This window comes from Castellaniella sp., assembly GCF_047971665.1.
GTDB lineage: Bacteria > Pseudomonadota > Gammaproteobacteria > Burkholderiales > Burkholderiaceae_B > Castellaniella.
Genome location: NZ_JBKEAA010000004.1, coordinates 32,258 through 46,893, shown reverse-complemented (window position 1 = coordinate 46,893; position 14,636 = coordinate 32,258). Strand labels below are relative to the sequence as shown.

Genomic DNA, 14,636 nt, shown 5'->3' with positions numbered 1-14,636 from the left:
CATCCGCTCAGGCCGCCAACCGCCATCATGACTCGTCCGGAACTTTCCCCGTCCGTCGCCCGGGATGCAAAACGTCTCGTCCTCAAATTCGGCTCATCCCTGGTCACCAACGAAGGCCGGGGCATCGACCAGGAGGCCGTGGCGCAATGGACCGGGCAGATCGCCGGCCTGTACGCCTCGGGGCGGCAACTGGTGCTGGTGTCCAGCGGCGCGATCGCCGAAGGCATGGCGCGGCTGGGCTGGCCCCGGCGGCCCAAGGCCATGTCCGAACTGCAGGCGGCCGCCGCCGTCGGCCAGATGGGCCTGATCCAGGCCTACGAGGCCGCTTTCGCCCGCCACGGCGTGCGCACCGCCCAGATTCTGCTGACGCACGAGGATCTGGCCGACCGGCGCCGCTACCTGAATGCGCGCAGCACCCTGAACACGCTGCTGGCGCTGGGCGTGCTGCCCATCGTCAACGAGAACGACACGGTCGTCACCGACGAAATCCGCCTCGGGGACAACGACACTCTGGGCGCCCTGGTGACCAACCTGATCGAGGCCAACGTGCTGATCATCCTGACCGATCAGTCCGGCCTGTACAGCGCCGACCCACGCAAGCATCCGGACGCGCGCTTCATCCACCAGGGCCAGGCGGGCGACCCCGCGCTGGAGGCCATGGCGGGCGGTTCCGGCAGCGCGATCGGCACGGGGGGCATGCTGACCAAGGTCCTGGCCGCGCGCCGCGCCGCCAACAGCGGCGGCCACACCATCATTGCGTCGGGCCGCGAACCAGCCGTGCTGCAACGTCTGGCTTCGGGCGAGCCCATCGGCACCGAACTGCGCGCCGTGCTGCCGGTGCGCTCGGCCCGGCAACGCTGGCTGGCCAATCACCTGCGTCTGCGCGGGCGCGTCACCCTGGACGCCGGCGCCGTGCGGGCGCTGACCCAGGGCCATCGCAGTCTGCTGCCCATCGGCGTGATCGCCGTCGAGGGCGATTTCGAACGCGGCGACGTCGTGGCCTGCGTGGATGAACATGGCGTGGAATGCGGCCGCGGCCTGATCAACTACTCGTCCGCCGACACCGTGCGCATTCTGCGCCAGCCCAGCGCCCGCATCGCGGAGATCCTGGGGCATCTGTCCGATCCCGAACTGATCCATCGCGACAACATGATCGTCGCCCGCCCCGGCGCCTGAGCCGGGGACGGCCGACGCGTACCCGCGCGGCGCTAACGCTGCGCCGGGATGAACAAGGTCTCCTTGACCTCTTCCATCACCACACAGCTCTTGGTCTGCGTCACACCCGGCAGGCGCAACAGGATCTCGCCCAGCAGATTGCGGTACTGGCTGATTTCCTTGATCCGCGCCTTGACCATGTAGTCGAAGTCCCCTGAGACCAAGTGGCATTCGAGCACCTGGGGCACGCACAGCACCTCGCGTCGGAAATCCTCGAACGCCCGGCTGGACTTGCTCGACATGCTGATCTCGACGAACACCAGCAAGCCGGCATCCAGCGCGGCCGGCGATACCCGGGCATGGTAGCCGGTGATCACGCCATCCCGCTCCAGGCGGCGCACGCGTTCGATGCACGGCGTCACCGTCAGCCCCACCGCATCGGCCAGCTCCGTCATCGACAGACGGCCATTCTGCTGCAACAGATCCAGAATGCGACGATCGATCTTGTCCAGGGCATGGACAGATTCCTTCTGTACGCGCATGATGATTCTCCTGAACGGGGGAACCGGTGCCGGGATGCCGCCGCGCCCACGCGCGGCCCCGGTCCCGGCCCCAAGGATCGGAAACCTTGCGGTGCACCAGGATTGAGTCCTGCTCACCCCATCGGCTTTCACTCATACCTATATATTTTCATGAAAACTGAATTTTTTCATAAAAATTTATCTGGGAATATTGCCTATCATCAATAAAAAATAATTCACAGGATCACAAAAGGTACATCATGAAGGTTCTCGTTCTGGGTGCCGGTGTCGTGGGGGTCACGAGCGCCTATTATCTGGCCCGGCAAGGACACGAAGTCACCGTGCTCGACCGCGAAAGCGGGACGGCAGAGGAAACCAGCTTCGGCAATGCCGGCCAGCTGTCCTTTGGGTATTCCTCGCCCTGGGCCGCGCCCGGCATTCCGCTCAAGGCGCTCAAATGGCTGTTCACCCCGCACGCCCCGCTGAGCATCCGTCCCGACGGCAGCCTGTTCCAGCTGCGCTGGATGCTGGACATGTGGCGCAACTGCACCCCGGCCCGCTACGCCGCCAACAAGGATCGCATGCTGCGCCTGTCGGCCTACAGCCGCCAGTGCCTGCATGCGCTGCAAGCCGATACCGGCATCCAGTACGAGGGCCGGCGCCAGGGCACCCTGCAGCTCTTCCGCACTCAAAAACAGATGGACAGCGCCCAGCGCGACGTCCAGGCCCTGACCGAGGCCGGCATTGTCCATGAACTGGTCGATGGCGACCGGCTGGCCCAGTACGAACCCGCGCTGGCCCAGGTACGCCACAAGCTGGTGGGCGGCCTGCGCACCCCCGACGACGAGACCGGCGACTGCCGCCTGTTCACCCATGCCCTGACCCGCCTGGCCGGGGCCGAAGGCGTGCAGTTCCGCTACGGGGCCACCATCCAGTCCCTGCTGACGGCGGGCGATCGCGTCACGGGGGTGCAGTGCGCCACCGGCGTGGAACAGGCTGACGCCTACGTGGTCGCCCTGGGTTCCTATTCGCCCCTGCTGCTGCGCGGCCTGGTCGACATCCCGGTCTACCCGATGAAAGGCTATTCCATCACCGTGGATATCGCCGACCCGCAACGGGCGCCGGTCTCCACGCTGCTCGACGAAACCTACAAGATCGCCCTGACCCGGTTCGACGAACGCATCCGCGTCGGCGGCATAGCCGAGGTCGTGGGCTACGACACGGCACTGGACACCCGCCGCCAGCGGACGCTGGAAATGGTGCTCAACGATCTGTTCCCCGGCAGCTACGCGCCGGGCGATGTGCATTTCTGGACCGGCCTGCGGCCCAAGACCCCGGACAGCACCCCCATCGTCGGGCCGACCCGGCTGGGCAATCTGTTCCTGAATACCGGTCACGGCACCCTGGGCTGGACCATGTCCTGCGGCAGCGGCCGGCTGATCGCCGACATCGTGTCCGGCAAGCAGCCCGACATCCGCCACGACGATCTGGGCGTCCAGCGCTACCGCTGAATCCGGGCCGGATCGCCTGGCGTCAGATTTCCCAGACGTAACCGTAGCCGCGCAGCGACTGGACGGGCGGGTCCATGCCCGCCTGCTGTCCCCGCAAGCGCAGCCGGCTGATGATCCCGCGCGGCCTGGGACGGTGAGGCCGGGGTCCGCCGGCATGCTGCCAGCCCAGGCGCAGCGCCTGGTCCAGCATGGCATGACTGGCGACATGTCCTGGCGCCTCGAACAGACAGACCAGGATCGCACGCTCGGAGACGGACAGGCGCAGCAAGGCGCCATCGCCATGTCGCAGGCACCAGCCCTGGTTTTCCAGGGACCAGGAACCGATGCAGTGACTGGCCGCCGGCGCCCCGGCGCCGGATCGATCGAGGCGGCGCAGATGCAGCGCACGCAGCACTGCGGCCAGCAACGAGGGCGGATCGCCCTGTCTCATCACGCAATCCACGCCGACCCGCAACAGCGCCGTCAGTTCGCCTCGATGCGCAGGCCTCATCACGGCCACCAGATCCGGGGGCCGCTCCATGTCGCGCGCCAGACTGGCCACCCGGCAGTTGGCGGCCGCATCGGCCATCAACAAGACCGCATCGCTGTCCTGCATCCCCGCCTGAAGCGTTTTCCGGTCGACGTCGGCAATGGAGCGATAGCGCTGTATCCGGCAGCCTTCGGCCCGCAGATACCGCACATCCGCATTGTCATCCGGCGCCAATGCCAACACCCGTCGGTCTCGCATGCGTTCCGTCCCAGAGGCTGGTGAGATTTGTGAAATATTACAAATGCATTATTCCATAAATACCAATGTAATTCCTGTTTTTAGTCAAATGAACAGATGGATACCTTTGCGGACAGACTCCGGCATGCGCGTCTCCTGCGCGGTCTGTCGCAGGTGGCCCTCGCACGTGCCTGCGATCTGTCGCAAAGTGCCATCTCCAGCTACGAGAACGGCACCCGCCAATCCCCCAAGAAGCTGCTGAGCCTGGCTCAGACCCTGGAGGTGGATATCTACTGGCTGAGCCGGGGCCAGGGCGACATGATGCCGCTCCCGGTCGTCGCCAGGTCCCTGGCTGAAGGCGCCTGGCCTTTTTCCTCCATCGACCCCGCCCAGTTCTGGACGTTGACGCGCAAGGACCGCCAGGTCGTGGAGCGCGCCGTCAGCGCCCTGATCGACAGCCTGCTGATTTCGGGTGACAAAGCGTAAACAGTCCCCGGAGCTCTGCCGGCCGGACGCGCGTCTTTGGCGCTGACGGCACCGGTTTCGCACGAGACGGCGACCCCGACGGCGCCGCCCCCGAACGAAATGGCGGGTATACTGGCCGCACGCAGGGGTACTCGCCGGCAGCGCCGGCGTGTTGAGAAAAACCCTTCGTACCAGTACGGATAATGCCGATGCTGGGAGCGTGCGGTTTCCTCCCCGGTTTCATCTTCTCCCCGAGACCATCCTTCCCCGGAACTCGCTTTCCCCTCCCCGACTCGGCTCCATTTCCGAAACCTTTTCGAACCTGGAGCTCCATCTTGACCACTCATCCGCAATTCCTCGCCGCCCGCGCCACTGTCGATCTGGCTGCCATCGAACCGCTGCCGCAATCCCGCAAGATTTATGTCACCGGTTCCCGGCCCGACATTCGCGTGCCTTTTCGCGAAATCCACCAGGACGACACGCCCACGCTGTTCGGCGGCGAATCCAACCCGCCCCTGACGGTCTATGACACCAGCGGCCCCTACACCGATCCGGATGCCGTCATCGACATCCGCAAGGGCCTGGCCACCCCGCGCCTGCCCTGGATCCTGGAACGCGGCGACACCGAGACCCTGCCGGGACTCTCCAGCCAGTACGGCCGCGCCCGATTGGCCGACATCGAGCTGGACACGCTGCGCTTCGACCTGAAGCGCACCCTGCGCCGCGCCCGCGCCGGCGCGAACGTGACGCAGATGCACTATGCGCGCCGCGGCATCGTCACGCCCGAAATGGAGTTCGTCGCGATCCGCGAGAACCTGCGTCGCGACCAGTACATCGACGCCCTGCGCCGCAGCGGACCGGACGGCGACCGGCTGGCCGAACGCCTGACCCGCCAACATCCCGGCCGCGCATTCGGCGCCGCCATCCCCGAGCGGATCACGCCCGAATTCGTGCGCGACGAGATCGCCCGGGGCCGCGCCATCATCCCGGCCAACATCAACCATCCCGAAGTCGAGCCCATGGCCATCGGGCGCAACTTCCTGGTCAAGGTCAATGCCAATATCGGCAACTCCGCCATCCGCTCGGACATCAGCGAAGAAGTCGAGAAAATGACCTGGGCGATCCGCTGGGGCGGCGACACGGTGATGGACCTGTCCACCGGCAAGCACATCCACGAAACGCGTGAATGGATCATCCGCAACTCGCCGGTGCCCATCGGCACGGTGCCGATCTACCAGGCGCTGGAAAAGGTTGGCGGTATCGCCGAGGAACTGAACTGGGAGATTTTCCGCGACACGCTGATCGAACAGGCCGAGCAAGGCGTGGACTATTTCACCATCCACGCGGGCGTGCGCCTGCCCTTCGTGCCGATGACCGCCAACCGCATGACGGGCATCGTGTCACGCGGCGGCTCGATCATGGCCAAATGGTGTCTGGCGCATCACAAGGAAAGCTTCCTCTATGAGCGGTTCGAAGACATCTGCGAGATCATGAAGGCCTATGACGTCAGCTTCTCGCTGGGCGACGGGCTGCGCCCGGGATCGGGCTACGACGCCAACGACGAGGCCCAGTTTGCGGAATTGCGCACGCTGGGCGAACTGACCCAGGTCGCCTGGAAGCACGATGTGCAGGTGATGATCGAGGGCCCGGGGCACGTCCCCATGCAGATGATCCGCGAAAACATGGACCTGCAGCTCGAGCACTGTCACGAAGCCCCGTTCTACACGCTGGGCCCGCTGACCACGGATATCGCGCCCGGTTACGACCACATCACCTCGGGCATCGGCGCCGCGCTGATCGGCTGGTACGGCACGGCCATGCTGTGCTATGTCACGCCCAAGGAACACCTGGGCCTGCCCAACAAGAAAGACGTCAAGGACGGCATCATCACCTACAAGATCGCCGCCCACGCCGCCGATCTCGCCAAAGGCCACCCGGGCGCGGCGATCCGTGACAACGCCCTGTCCAAGGCGCGCTTCGAGTTCCGCTGGGAAGATCAGTTCAACCTGGGCCTGGACCCGGACACGGCGCGCGCCTTCCATGACGAGACGCTGCCCAAGGACTCGATGAAGGTCGCGCACTTCTGCTCCATGTGCGGCCCCAAGTTCTGCAGCATGAAAATCTCGCAGGACGTGCGCGACTACGCCAAGGAAAACGGCCTGGACGAAGCCACCGCCCTGGCGCAGGGCATGGCGGCGAAATCGGCGGAATTCATCCGCCAGGGCTCGGCGCTGTACCAGAAGGCCTGATGCGCCGGACCGTGCATGCGCCGCGATGGCGACAACCATCGCGGCGCAGCGCAGACCGTGGGCGCGATGCGTGGCGAGACGCGGATCCGTCTCGCCGCGCAAGCGCCTATTTGACGGCGTACAGGAACAGCTCGACCCGGCGGTTCAGGGCGCGGCCCTCGACCGTGCCGTTGTCGCCCACCGGGCTGGCGGCGCCATGGCCTTCGGCCGTCAGCCGGCCCGCCGCCACACCCTGCCCCGTCAGATACTGCGTGACCGCGCCGGCGCGGCGCCGGGACAGCGGCATGTTGACCGCGTCGCTGCCGGTCGAATCGGTATGGCCGATGGCCTTGGCGCGCAGTTCGGCATGCTGGTTCAAGGCCCGGGCCACACTGTCCAGGACGGGGAGCAACGCCGGTTTCAGCACCGCCTTGTTGGTATCGAACGAAACATTGCTCGGGATGTTGACCTTCAGGGTGCCATCGGGCATTTCGATGACATCGATCCCCAGGTTGGAGGCGCCGGATTTTTCGACATCCTGCTTGACTGCTTTCCAGTTGTAGCCGACGACCGTGCCCACCACCGTGCCGATCCCGGCGCCGATCAGGGCGGCCTTGCTGGAATCGCCGATGAGCACCCCCAGCCCGGCGCCGATGGCCGCGCCCGCGCCAGCCCCGACCGCCGTGTTCTTGCCCTGGGGCGACATGTTGGCGCAAGCCGTCAGAAGCACCAGACTGCCGATCACCGTCGTGCGGGCAAGCCGCTTCGTGACTGTATGCATCGCATTCTCCTTTTTGTCGAGACTTGAACAGCGTAGCAAAAAGCATGGGCACCGATGTGACTTATTCTATCCCCGGCGCTGGCTCACGCGGCTCTCGACATCCAAAAAACAACCCCGCCGATCCTGTCCGGAAGGGCGGGGCCGCGTCCAGGCGCCCGATCAATGCAGGATCTGGCTGAGGAACAGCCTGGTGCGCTCGTTCTGCGGGTTGTCGAAAAAGGCGTCCGGCGCGTTCTGCTCGATGATCTCGCCGTGATCCATGAAGATCACCCGGTTGGCGACCTTGCGCGCAAAGCCCATCTCGTGGGTCACGCACAGCATGGTCATCCCGGTTTCTTCGGCCAGCTCGACCATCACGTCCAGCACTTCCTTGACCATTTCGGGGTCCAGCGCGGAAGTCGGCTCATCGAACAGCATGATCTTGGGATTCATGCACAGCGACCGGGCGATGGCGACGCGCTGCTGCTGGCCGCCGGACAGCTGACCCGGGTATTTTCTGGCCTGGTCCGGGATGCGCACCCGCTCCAGGTATTTCATGGCGGTCGCCTCGGCCTCGGCCTTGGGGCGCTTGAGCACCCACACCGGCCCCAGCGTCAGGTTTTCCAGCACCGTCATGTGGGGGAACAGGTTGAAATGCTGGAACACCATGCCGACATCGCGGCGGATGGCCTCGATCTGCTTGAGATCGTTGGTCAGCTCGGTGCCGTCGACGATGATCTGGCCTTCCTGGTGTTCCTCCAGGCGGTTGATGCAGCGGATCATGGTCGATTTACCCGACCCGGACGGGCCGCAGATCACGATGCGCTCACTGGGCGCGACATCCAGGTTCAGGTCCTTGAGGACGTGAAACTGCCCATACCATTTGTTGACGTTCTGCAGGCGGATGATGGATTCCGACATGGATGCAGGCTCCTGCGGCGGGATCACCGTCCCGCCAGTACGAAGATTAACGATGCTGCCCTTGATCCAGCTGACGTTCCAGCGCGAGGCTGTACCGCGAGATCGAGAAGCAGAAGATGAAATAGATGACCGAGATGAACAGATAGGATTCCGTGCTGAAGCCGCGCCAGACGGCGTCGGACACGGCCGCCTTGGCCGCCTGTGTCAGGTCGAAAATGCCGATGATCACCACCAGGGACGTGTCCTTGAACAGGGAGATGAAAATCCCCACCAGCGGCGGAATGACGATCTTCAGCGCCTGGGGCAGGATGATCTTGCGCATCTGCTGCCAATAGCTCAATCCCAGGGAATCGGCCCCCTCGTACTGCCCCTTGGGAATGGCTTGCAGGCCGCCGCGCACGGTCTCGGCCACGTAGGCCGCCGCGAACATGATGATGGCGATCTGGGCGCGCAGCAGCTTGTCGATGGAGAAGCCTTCGGGCAGGAACAGCGGCAGCATCACCGAGGACATGAACAGCAGGCTGACCAGTGGCACCCCGCGGATGAGTTCGATGTAGACCACGCACACGGCCTTGACGCCCGGCATGTGCGAGCGCCGTCCCAGCGCGAGCAGCAACCCGAACGGGAAGGCAAAGGCAATGCCGAAGGTCGACAGGATCAGGGTCAGCGGCAGACCGCCCCATTTGGCGTTCTCGACATAGCTCAGGCCCAGCACCCCGCCCCACATCAGCACGCCGACGGCCACCAGGGCGACCACCCACATCAGCCCCAGGAACGGCCGCCAGAACCAGCGGATGCAACTGCAGACGATCACCCCCACCAGGATCACCGAGGCCAGCAGCGGACGCCATTGCTCGTCGTAGGGATAGATGCCGAAAAGGATCAGGCGATGCTTTTCGCGCACGAACGCCCAGCAGTAGCCGCCGCTCTCGCGGCACTGGGCCGCCGTCGTCGCGGCGAAGTCGGGTTTCACGAGCAGATAGTCGATCAGGGCCGGGATCGCCATCAGCAGCAGCCAGAGGGCCAGGATCGTCAGGATCGCATTCAGCGGGGAAGAAAACAGCCGGGTGCGCAGCCAGCCGAGGACGCCGGTGTCGGAACGCGGCGGCAGACGGTCGGTGCCAGGGAGTACGCGGTCCATCTATCGCTCCACCAGCGCGATGCGCTTGTTGTACCAGTTCATGAAGACCGAGATCGACAGGCTGACGACCAGGTAGGCGGCCATGATGATCATGATGCCTTCGATGGCCTGCCCCGTCTGGTTCAGGATGGTGTTGGTGACAGCCACGATGTCGGGATACCCGATCGCCACGGCCAGAGAACTGTTTTTCGTCAGATTCAGGTACTGACTGGTCATGGGCGGAATGATCACCCGCATGGCCTGCGGCAGGATCACCAGCCGCAGCGTGCGCGCACGCGACAGGCCGATCGAGGAGGCGGCCTCCCATTGGCCCTGGCTGACGGCCTGAATGCCGGAGCGCACGACCTCGCCCACGAAGGCCGAGGTATAGGTCACCAGTCCCAGCAGCAGCGCCGAGAATTCCGGCGACATGTTCAGGCCGCCCTGGAAGTTGAAGCCCTTGAGTTCGGGACGGTCCAGCTCAAGCGACCCGCCGCTGATCCAGAAAGCCAGCAGGGGCACCACGATCAGCAGGCCCAGGGCGGCCCGCCCCAGGGGGAAGATCTTGCCGGTGGCGTCCTGATGGCGGCGCGCCCAGTGGGCCAGCAGCAGGATCAGCACGATGGCCAGCGCCAGCCCGCCGAAAATCCAGTCCATGGCATCGCCCTTGAGCCAGGGGAGCTTCAGGCCACGGTTGGAGATGAAGACGTCCGAGATGGGCTGCAAGGCCTGTCGAGGCCCCGGCATCAGCTCGGTGATCAAGGCATACCAGAAGAACAGCTGCAACAGCAGCGGGATGTTGCGCATGACCTCGATGTAGAGGCTGGACAGGCGCGAGACCAGCCAGTTCTTGGACAGGCGGCAGATGCCCAGCAAGGTCCCGAACAGGGTGGCGGTGATCACGCCGATCACGGAGACTTTGAGGGTGTTGAGCAGGCCGACCAGGACCGCGTGGCCATAGGTGTCGGCGGGGCTGTAATCCACCATCGATTCGCCGATGGCGAAACCGGCTTCCTCGTGCAGGAAATCGAAACCGGTGGAGATGTTGCGTGCCGCCAGATTGTGCAGCGTATTGGAAGCCAGGTACCACACGCCCAGACCGACCAGGCCCAGGATCAGGATCTGATAGATCAACGCGCGCGTGCCCGGATCGTTCCAGGACCAGCGCCTGCGCGGCGTCCTGGGTGCACGATTTTTCGTTTCGTTCATAGGATGCGGACAAAAAGGGCGGCTATGGCCGCCGAAATCCGACCGCCGGGGAAACCCCGGCGGCCGAGAGAGCCGGAGAACGGATCAGCCGATCACAATCAGCGGATCGGCCAGGCGTACATCACGCCGCCGTCTTTCCACTGGGCGTTCAGGCCGCGGTCCAGCTTGAGCGGGGAGCTCTTGCCGATGTTGCGCTCGAAGGATTCGCCGTAATTGCCGACCTGTCCGATGATGTTGTAGGCCCATTTCTTGTCCAGGCCCAGGCCCTTGCCCATGTCGCCGGACACGCCCAGGATGCGCTGGATATTGGGGTTGGGGCTCTTGAGCATTTCCTCCAGGTTCTTGGAGGTGATGCCGTATTCCTCGGCCTCGACCATGGCGCCCAGCGCCCAGCGCACGACCATGAACCACTCGTCGTCGCCCTGACGGACCATGGGGCCCAGGGGTTCCTTGGAGAAGTTTTCCGGGAGGATGACGTAGTCATCCGGCGAAGCGGAGGAGGCGCGCAGGCTGCCCAGCTGGGACTTGTCGCTGGTCACCACGTCGCAACGGCCGGCCTCGAAGGTACGGAAGCCTTCTTCGGAGGTGTTGATCACGACCGGCTTGAAGTCGAGGTTGTGGGCGCGGAACCAGTCCGCCAGATTCAGCTCGGTGGTGGTGCCCTGCAGCACGCAGACCGCCGCGCCGCCCAGCTCGGTGGCGCTCTTGACGCCCAGGCTCTTCTTGACGAGCACACCCTGGCTGTCATAGTAGTTGACCCCCGCGCTCATCAGGCCCAGCGTAGTGTCGCGGCTCATGGTGGCGGTGGTGTTGCGGGTGAGGACGTCGACCTCGCCGGACTGCAGCGCGGTGAACCGCTGCTGCGTGGTCAGGGGCGTGGCCTTGAATTTGCTGGCGTCGCCGAACACCATGGCTGCGACGGCGCGGCACATGTCGACGTCGATGCCTTTCCAGACACCCTTGCTGTCGGCCTGCGAGAAGCCCGGCAGGCCGGCATTCACGCCGCACTGCACGAAGCCGCGCGCCTTGACGGCGTTGAAGGTCTCACCTGCCTGAGCGGTCGTGCCGGCGAACAGCAGGGCCGCGCTGACGGCTGCGAGTTTCATCAGTTTCATATTCATCCTTTACCTGATTGAGCAAGTGGCATTGAACAACACGGAATACAATCTTGTGGAATTGGTCCGTCCAACATGAATCGTAGCCTGTCATTACAGGCATGAAACATGCGGGATATCCCTGCACCCGCCATAGCGCCCGGATTGTGCCATAGTTGCGGCAATCACAGGCCGGACCTCTCGACCCGCAAGGCACGCATGATCGAATTTCAGCACGTCTTCAAATCCTTCGGCCGGGGGCGCAACATCCTCGCGGACGTCAATTTCAGCATCGCCCCCGGCGAATTCGTTTTCGTGTCCGGCCCTTCGGGCGCGGGCAAATCCACCCTGCTGAAACTGGTCGGCGGGCTGGAACCCACCAGCCGGGGCGCCGTCACCGTCAACGGCCACCGCATCGACCAACTGTCGGCGCGTACCCTGCCCTACCTGCGCCGCACGGTCGGCCTGATCCTGCAGGACGCCCATCTGCTGTTCGACCGCAACGCCTTCGCCAACGTCATGCTGCCGCTGTCCGTGCTGGGCCTGGACCGCGCCACTGCGGCGACCCGCGCCCGCGCCGCCATGGAGAAAGTCGGCCTGCGCGGCAAGGAAGACCTGTCGCCCATCGAACTGTCCGGCGGCGAGCAGCAACGCCTGGCCATCGCCCGCGCCATCGTGAGCCGGCCCGCCATCCTGATCGCCGACGAACCCACCGCCAACCTCGATCACGAGAGCGCCACCCGCATCATGGACGTCTTCCGGGACTTCAATCAGGTCGGCGTCACGACGCTGATCGCCTCGCACGACACCGCGCTCATGGCCCGCTACGCGCGCCGCACCCTGCGCATCGACGCCGGCCGGTTCGACGACATCGCGGGCGTGCCCGCCGACACCGAGGTGTTGCAATGAACCGCTGGCTGCGACATCATCGCTACGCGCTGGCCGTGGCGCTGCGGCGCCTGCGCCAGTATCCTTTCTCGTCACTGGCCAACATCGTGGTCATCGCCCTGATACTGGCCGTGCCCATCCTGGGCGCTTCCGTCCTGCAATCCAGCCAGCCGCTGACCCGGGAAATGTCCACCGCGCCGGAACTGACCCTGTTCCTCAAATCGGACCTGTCGCCCGCCACGCAACAATCCCTGCTGACGCGGGTGCGCGAACAGGGGGGCGAACGCGTCGCCCAGGCCCGGCTGATGCCACGCGATCAGGCCATGGCTCAACTGCGCGCCGACCCGACCTGGGCGCGGGCGCTGGACGCGCTGCCCGACAATCCCCTGCCCGACGCACTGATCGTCACCTTGCGCGATTCCGATGCCCCGGCGCGAGAGGCCGCCGACGTGGCGCAGGCATGGCGGCAGTGGCCGGAAATCCAGGAAATCCAGCTCGACAGCGAATGGATGCGGCGCCTGGAATCCCTGCTCGCCTTCGTGCGGGTCAGCCTGGGCCTGCTGGCGATCGCCGTGGCCATCGTCGTGCTGGCGACCGTCTTCAACACCGTCCGCCTGCAGGCCCTGACTCAGCGCGAGGAAATCGCCGTCGCCCGGCTGGTGGGCGCGACCGAGCCCTTCGTCCGTCGCCCCTTCCTGTACCTGGGCGCCCTGACCGGCCTGGCCGCCAGCCTGCTGGCGCTGCTGCTGGCCTGGCTGGCGCTGACGCCGCTGAACGTCATTCTGGGCGGCTTCGCGCGCAGCTACGGCGTGGACTGGGCCATCCACCTGCCGGCGCTCACGGACCTGCTGCTCTCGGGCCTGCTGGTCGTCCTGCTGGGGGCCATCGCCGCGCGGCTGTCGGTCACGCGCCGCACCCGGTTCTGATGCGCCGCCGCGCCCTGACGGGCTCCGGCGGTTTCACCGTCGCCCCGGACGACGCCGCATCGCGCATCGCCGCCTGGCAGCGCCGGGCCGGACGGCATGGCCTGCCCTGGCAGCACACCCGCGACCCTTACCGTATCTGGCTGTCCGAGATCATGTTGCAGCAGACGCAGGCCGCCACTGTCGTGCCGTACTACACGCAATTCCTGGCGCTGTTCCCCACCGTCACCGACCTGGCCGACGCGCCGCAGGATACCGTCCTGCGCGCCTGGGCAGGACTGGGCTATTACGCCCGCGCGCGCAACCTGCATCGCTGCGCCCGGGCGCTCAGGGACACGCACGGCGGCCATTTTCCCGCCACGGCGGACGAACTGGCGCAACTGCCCGGCATCGGCCCTTCGACCGCCTCCGCCATCGCCGCCTTTGCCTACGGCGAGCGGACACCGATTCTGGACGGCAATGTGCGCCGGGTGCTGGCGCGCTATTTTGCCGTCGAAGGCGACCCCGCATCGACGCGCACGGGCCGGCAATTGCAGGCGCATGCGCAATCGCTGATCGATGCCGCGCCTGCCGGGCTGGATATGGTGGCCTACACTCAGGGCCAGATGGATCTGGGCGCCACGGTCTGCACCCGCTCGCGGCCCGATTGCGCGCGCTGTCCGCTGGCGCCGGACTGTCAGGCGCGCATCCAGGGGCGGCAGCACGAACTGCCGTCACCGCGCGCGCGCCGGGCCCAGCCGCTGCGCCACGGCTGGATGCTGATCGCACAATGCGCAGACCGGGTGCTGTTGCAGCGCCGCCCGGACAGCGGCATCTGGGGCGGCCTGTGGAGCCTGCCGCAATTCGAGGACGAGACCGCGCTGAAGGCCGCCTGCGCCCGGCTGTCAGCGGACAGCCCGCCGCAAGCGCTGGCGGCCATCGATCATGTGTTCACACATTTCCGGCTGCGCATCCAGCCCTGTTGGCTGCGCCTGCCGGGCTCCGTGCCCGGGCAGGTGGGCGCGGATCAGGCCTGGGCGCCCATCGAGGCCCTGGATGCCCATGGCATGCCGGCGCCGATCGCCCGGCTGCTGGCCGGCCTGTACGGGGACACCTCCCGGCCGCGCTGACGCGGCACCGTCGAGACCTGGGCCCT

14 protein-coding genes and 1 riboswitch are annotated in these 14,636 nt (G+C 65.8%); of the genes, 7 read left to right on the top strand and 7 right to left on the bottom strand.

The features are described from left to right. The first annotated feature begins 27 nt into the window (after nucleotides 1-27). A complete protein-coding gene (gene proB, locus ACK5JE_RS00970) occupies nucleotides 28-1,176 on the top strand; it encodes a glutamate 5-kinase (RefSeq protein ID WP_416799845.1) in 1,149 nt (382 codons plus the stop codon). A 32-nt stretch (nucleotides 1,177-1,208) separates the two neighbouring features. Here the strand turns inward: proB and ACK5JE_RS00965 are convergent, their stop codons facing one another. Beyond that, on the bottom strand, nucleotides 1,209-1,697 hold the full coding sequence (locus tag ACK5JE_RS00965) for a winged helix-turn-helix transcriptional regulator (RefSeq protein ID WP_416799844.1): 489 nt from the start codon (nucleotides 1,695-1,697) through the stop codon (nucleotides 1,209-1,211). 239 nt (nucleotides 1,698-1,936) lie between these two features. On the opposite strand from ACK5JE_RS00965, the gene ACK5JE_RS00960 reads away from it, so the two are divergent. After that, nucleotides 1,937-3,187 (top strand): D-amino acid dehydrogenase, encoded by a 1,251-nt coding sequence (locus tag ACK5JE_RS00960; RefSeq protein ID WP_416799843.1) that lies wholly within the window; start codon nucleotides 1,937-1,939, stop codon nucleotides 3,185-3,187. Nucleotides 3,188-3,209: 22 nt separating this feature from the next. On the opposite strand, the gene ACK5JE_RS00955 is transcribed toward ACK5JE_RS00960, so the two are convergent. Beyond that, entirely contained in the window at nucleotides 3,210-3,914 is a 705-nt protein-coding gene (locus ACK5JE_RS00955; RefSeq protein ID WP_416799842.1) for a helix-turn-helix domain-containing protein, read from the bottom strand. 96 nt (nucleotides 3,915-4,010) lie between these two features. Here ACK5JE_RS00955 and ACK5JE_RS00950 point away from each other — a divergent pair, with 96 nt between their 5' ends. Both ACK5JE_RS00950 and thiC read left to right on the top strand, forming a co-directional pair. Then, on the top strand, nucleotides 4,011-4,379 hold the full coding sequence (locus ACK5JE_RS00950; RefSeq protein WP_416799841.1) for a helix-turn-helix domain-containing protein: 369 nt from the start codon (nucleotides 4,011-4,013) through the stop codon (nucleotides 4,377-4,379). A gap of 113 nt (nucleotides 4,380-4,492) precedes the next feature. Then, nucleotides 4,493-4,593, top strand: a riboswitch (TPP riboswitch). Nucleotides 4,594-4,693: 100 nt separating this feature from the next. Further along, the gene (gene thiC, locus ACK5JE_RS00945) at nucleotides 4,694-6,607 is read left to right on the top strand and encodes a phosphomethylpyrimidine synthase ThiC (RefSeq protein WP_416799840.1); all 1,914 of its coding nucleotides are present in this window, start codon (nucleotides 4,694-4,696) and stop codon (nucleotides 6,605-6,607) included. Between the two features lie 106 nt (nucleotides 6,608-6,713). Here thiC and ACK5JE_RS00940 read toward each other — a convergent pair whose 3' ends face one another. From ACK5JE_RS00940 to ACK5JE_RS00920, 5 genes are all read right to left on the bottom strand, one after another. Next, entirely contained in the window at nucleotides 6,714-7,367 is a 654-nt protein-coding gene (locus ACK5JE_RS00940; protein WP_416799839.1) for an OmpA family protein, read from the bottom strand. 159 nt (nucleotides 7,368-7,526) lie between these two features. Continuing rightward, a complete protein-coding gene (locus tag ACK5JE_RS00935; protein ID WP_416799838.1) occupies nucleotides 7,527-8,267 on the bottom strand; it encodes an amino acid ABC transporter ATP-binding protein in 741 nt (246 codons plus the stop codon). Nucleotides 8,268-8,313: 46 nt separating this feature from the next. Continuing rightward, nucleotides 8,314-9,408: an amino acid ABC transporter permease gene (locus ACK5JE_RS00930; protein WP_416799837.1), complete on the bottom strand. Its 1,095-nt coding sequence runs from the start codon at nucleotides 9,406-9,408 to the stop codon at nucleotides 8,314-8,316. Further along, on the bottom strand, nucleotides 9,409-10,596 hold the full coding sequence (locus ACK5JE_RS00925; protein ID WP_416799836.1) for an amino acid ABC transporter permease: 1,188 nt from the start codon (nucleotides 10,594-10,596) through the stop codon (nucleotides 9,409-9,411). A 98-nt stretch (nucleotides 10,597-10,694) separates the two neighbouring features. Next, entirely contained in the window at nucleotides 10,695-11,711 is a 1,017-nt protein-coding gene (locus ACK5JE_RS00920; protein WP_416799878.1) for an amino acid ABC transporter substrate-binding protein, read from the bottom strand. A gap of 198 nt (nucleotides 11,712-11,909) precedes the next feature. Here ACK5JE_RS00920 and ACK5JE_RS00915 point away from each other — a divergent pair, with 198 nt between their 5' ends. From ACK5JE_RS00915 to mutY, 3 genes are read left to right on the top strand one after another with little or no spacing between them, the layout of a single operon-like run. Beyond that, the gene (locus tag ACK5JE_RS00915) at nucleotides 11,910-12,599 is read left to right on the top strand and encodes a cell division ATP-binding protein FtsE (RefSeq protein WP_416799835.1); all 690 of its coding nucleotides are present in this window, start codon (nucleotides 11,910-11,912) and stop codon (nucleotides 12,597-12,599) included. Beyond that, the gene (locus tag ACK5JE_RS00910) at nucleotides 12,596-13,504 is read left to right on the top strand and encodes a cell division protein FtsX (protein WP_416799834.1); all 909 of its coding nucleotides are present in this window, start codon (nucleotides 12,596-12,598) and stop codon (nucleotides 13,502-13,504) included. The genes ACK5JE_RS00915 and ACK5JE_RS00910 overlap by 4 nt, the downstream gene beginning before the upstream one ends. Next, a complete protein-coding gene (gene mutY, locus ACK5JE_RS00905; RefSeq protein ID WP_416799833.1) occupies nucleotides 13,504-14,610 on the top strand; it encodes an A/G-specific adenine glycosylase in 1,107 nt (368 codons plus the stop codon). Before ACK5JE_RS00910 ends, mutY begins: the two co-directional genes overlap by 1 nt. Nucleotides 14,611-14,636 lie beyond the last annotated feature (26 nt).

Bases quoted from the DNA above. Each gene is read 5' to 3' on its own strand.
- ACK5JE_RS00965 (WP_416799844.1), bottom strand. From the start codon at position 1,697: ATGCGCGTACAGAAGGAATCTGTCCATGCCCTGGACAAGATCGATCGT.
- proB (WP_416799845.1), top strand. From the start codon at position 28: ATGACTCGTCCGGAACTTTCCCCGTCCGTCGCCCGGGATGCAAAACGT.
- ACK5JE_RS00920 (WP_416799878.1), bottom strand. From the start codon at position 11,711: ATGAAACTGATGAAACTCGCAGCCGTCAGCGCGGCCCTGCTGTTCGCC.
- ACK5JE_RS00915 (WP_416799835.1), top strand. From the start codon at position 11,910: ATGATCGAATTTCAGCACGTCTTCAAATCCTTCGGCCGGGGGCGCAAC.
- mutY (WP_416799833.1), top strand. From the start codon at position 13,504: ATGCGCCGCCGCGCCCTGACGGGCTCCGGCGGTTTCACCGTCGCCCCG.
- ACK5JE_RS00930 (WP_416799837.1), bottom strand. From the start codon at position 9,408: ATGGACCGCGTACTCCCTGGCACCGACCGTCTGCCGCCGCGTTCCGAC.
- ACK5JE_RS00925 (WP_416799836.1), bottom strand. From the start codon at position 10,596: ATGAACGAAACGAAAAATCGTGCACCCAGGACGCCGCGCAGGCGCTGG.
- ACK5JE_RS00910 (WP_416799834.1), top strand. From the start codon at position 12,596: ATGAACCGCTGGCTGCGACATCATCGCTACGCGCTGGCCGTGGCGCTG.
- ACK5JE_RS00940 (WP_416799839.1), bottom strand. From the start codon at position 7,367: ATGCATACAGTCACGAAGCGGCTTGCCCGCACGACGGTGATCGGCAGT.
- ACK5JE_RS00955 (WP_416799842.1), bottom strand. From the start codon at position 3,914: ATGCGAGACCGACGGGTGTTGGCATTGGCGCCGGATGACAATGCGGAT.
- ACK5JE_RS00950 (WP_416799841.1), top strand. From the start codon at position 4,011: ATGGATACCTTTGCGGACAGACTCCGGCATGCGCGTCTCCTGCGCGGT.
- ACK5JE_RS00935 (WP_416799838.1), bottom strand. From the start codon at position 8,267: ATGTCGGAATCCATCATCCGCCTGCAGAACGTCAACAAATGGTATGGG.
- ACK5JE_RS00960 (WP_416799843.1), top strand. From the start codon at position 1,937: ATGAAGGTTCTCGTTCTGGGTGCCGGTGTCGTGGGGGTCACGAGCGCC.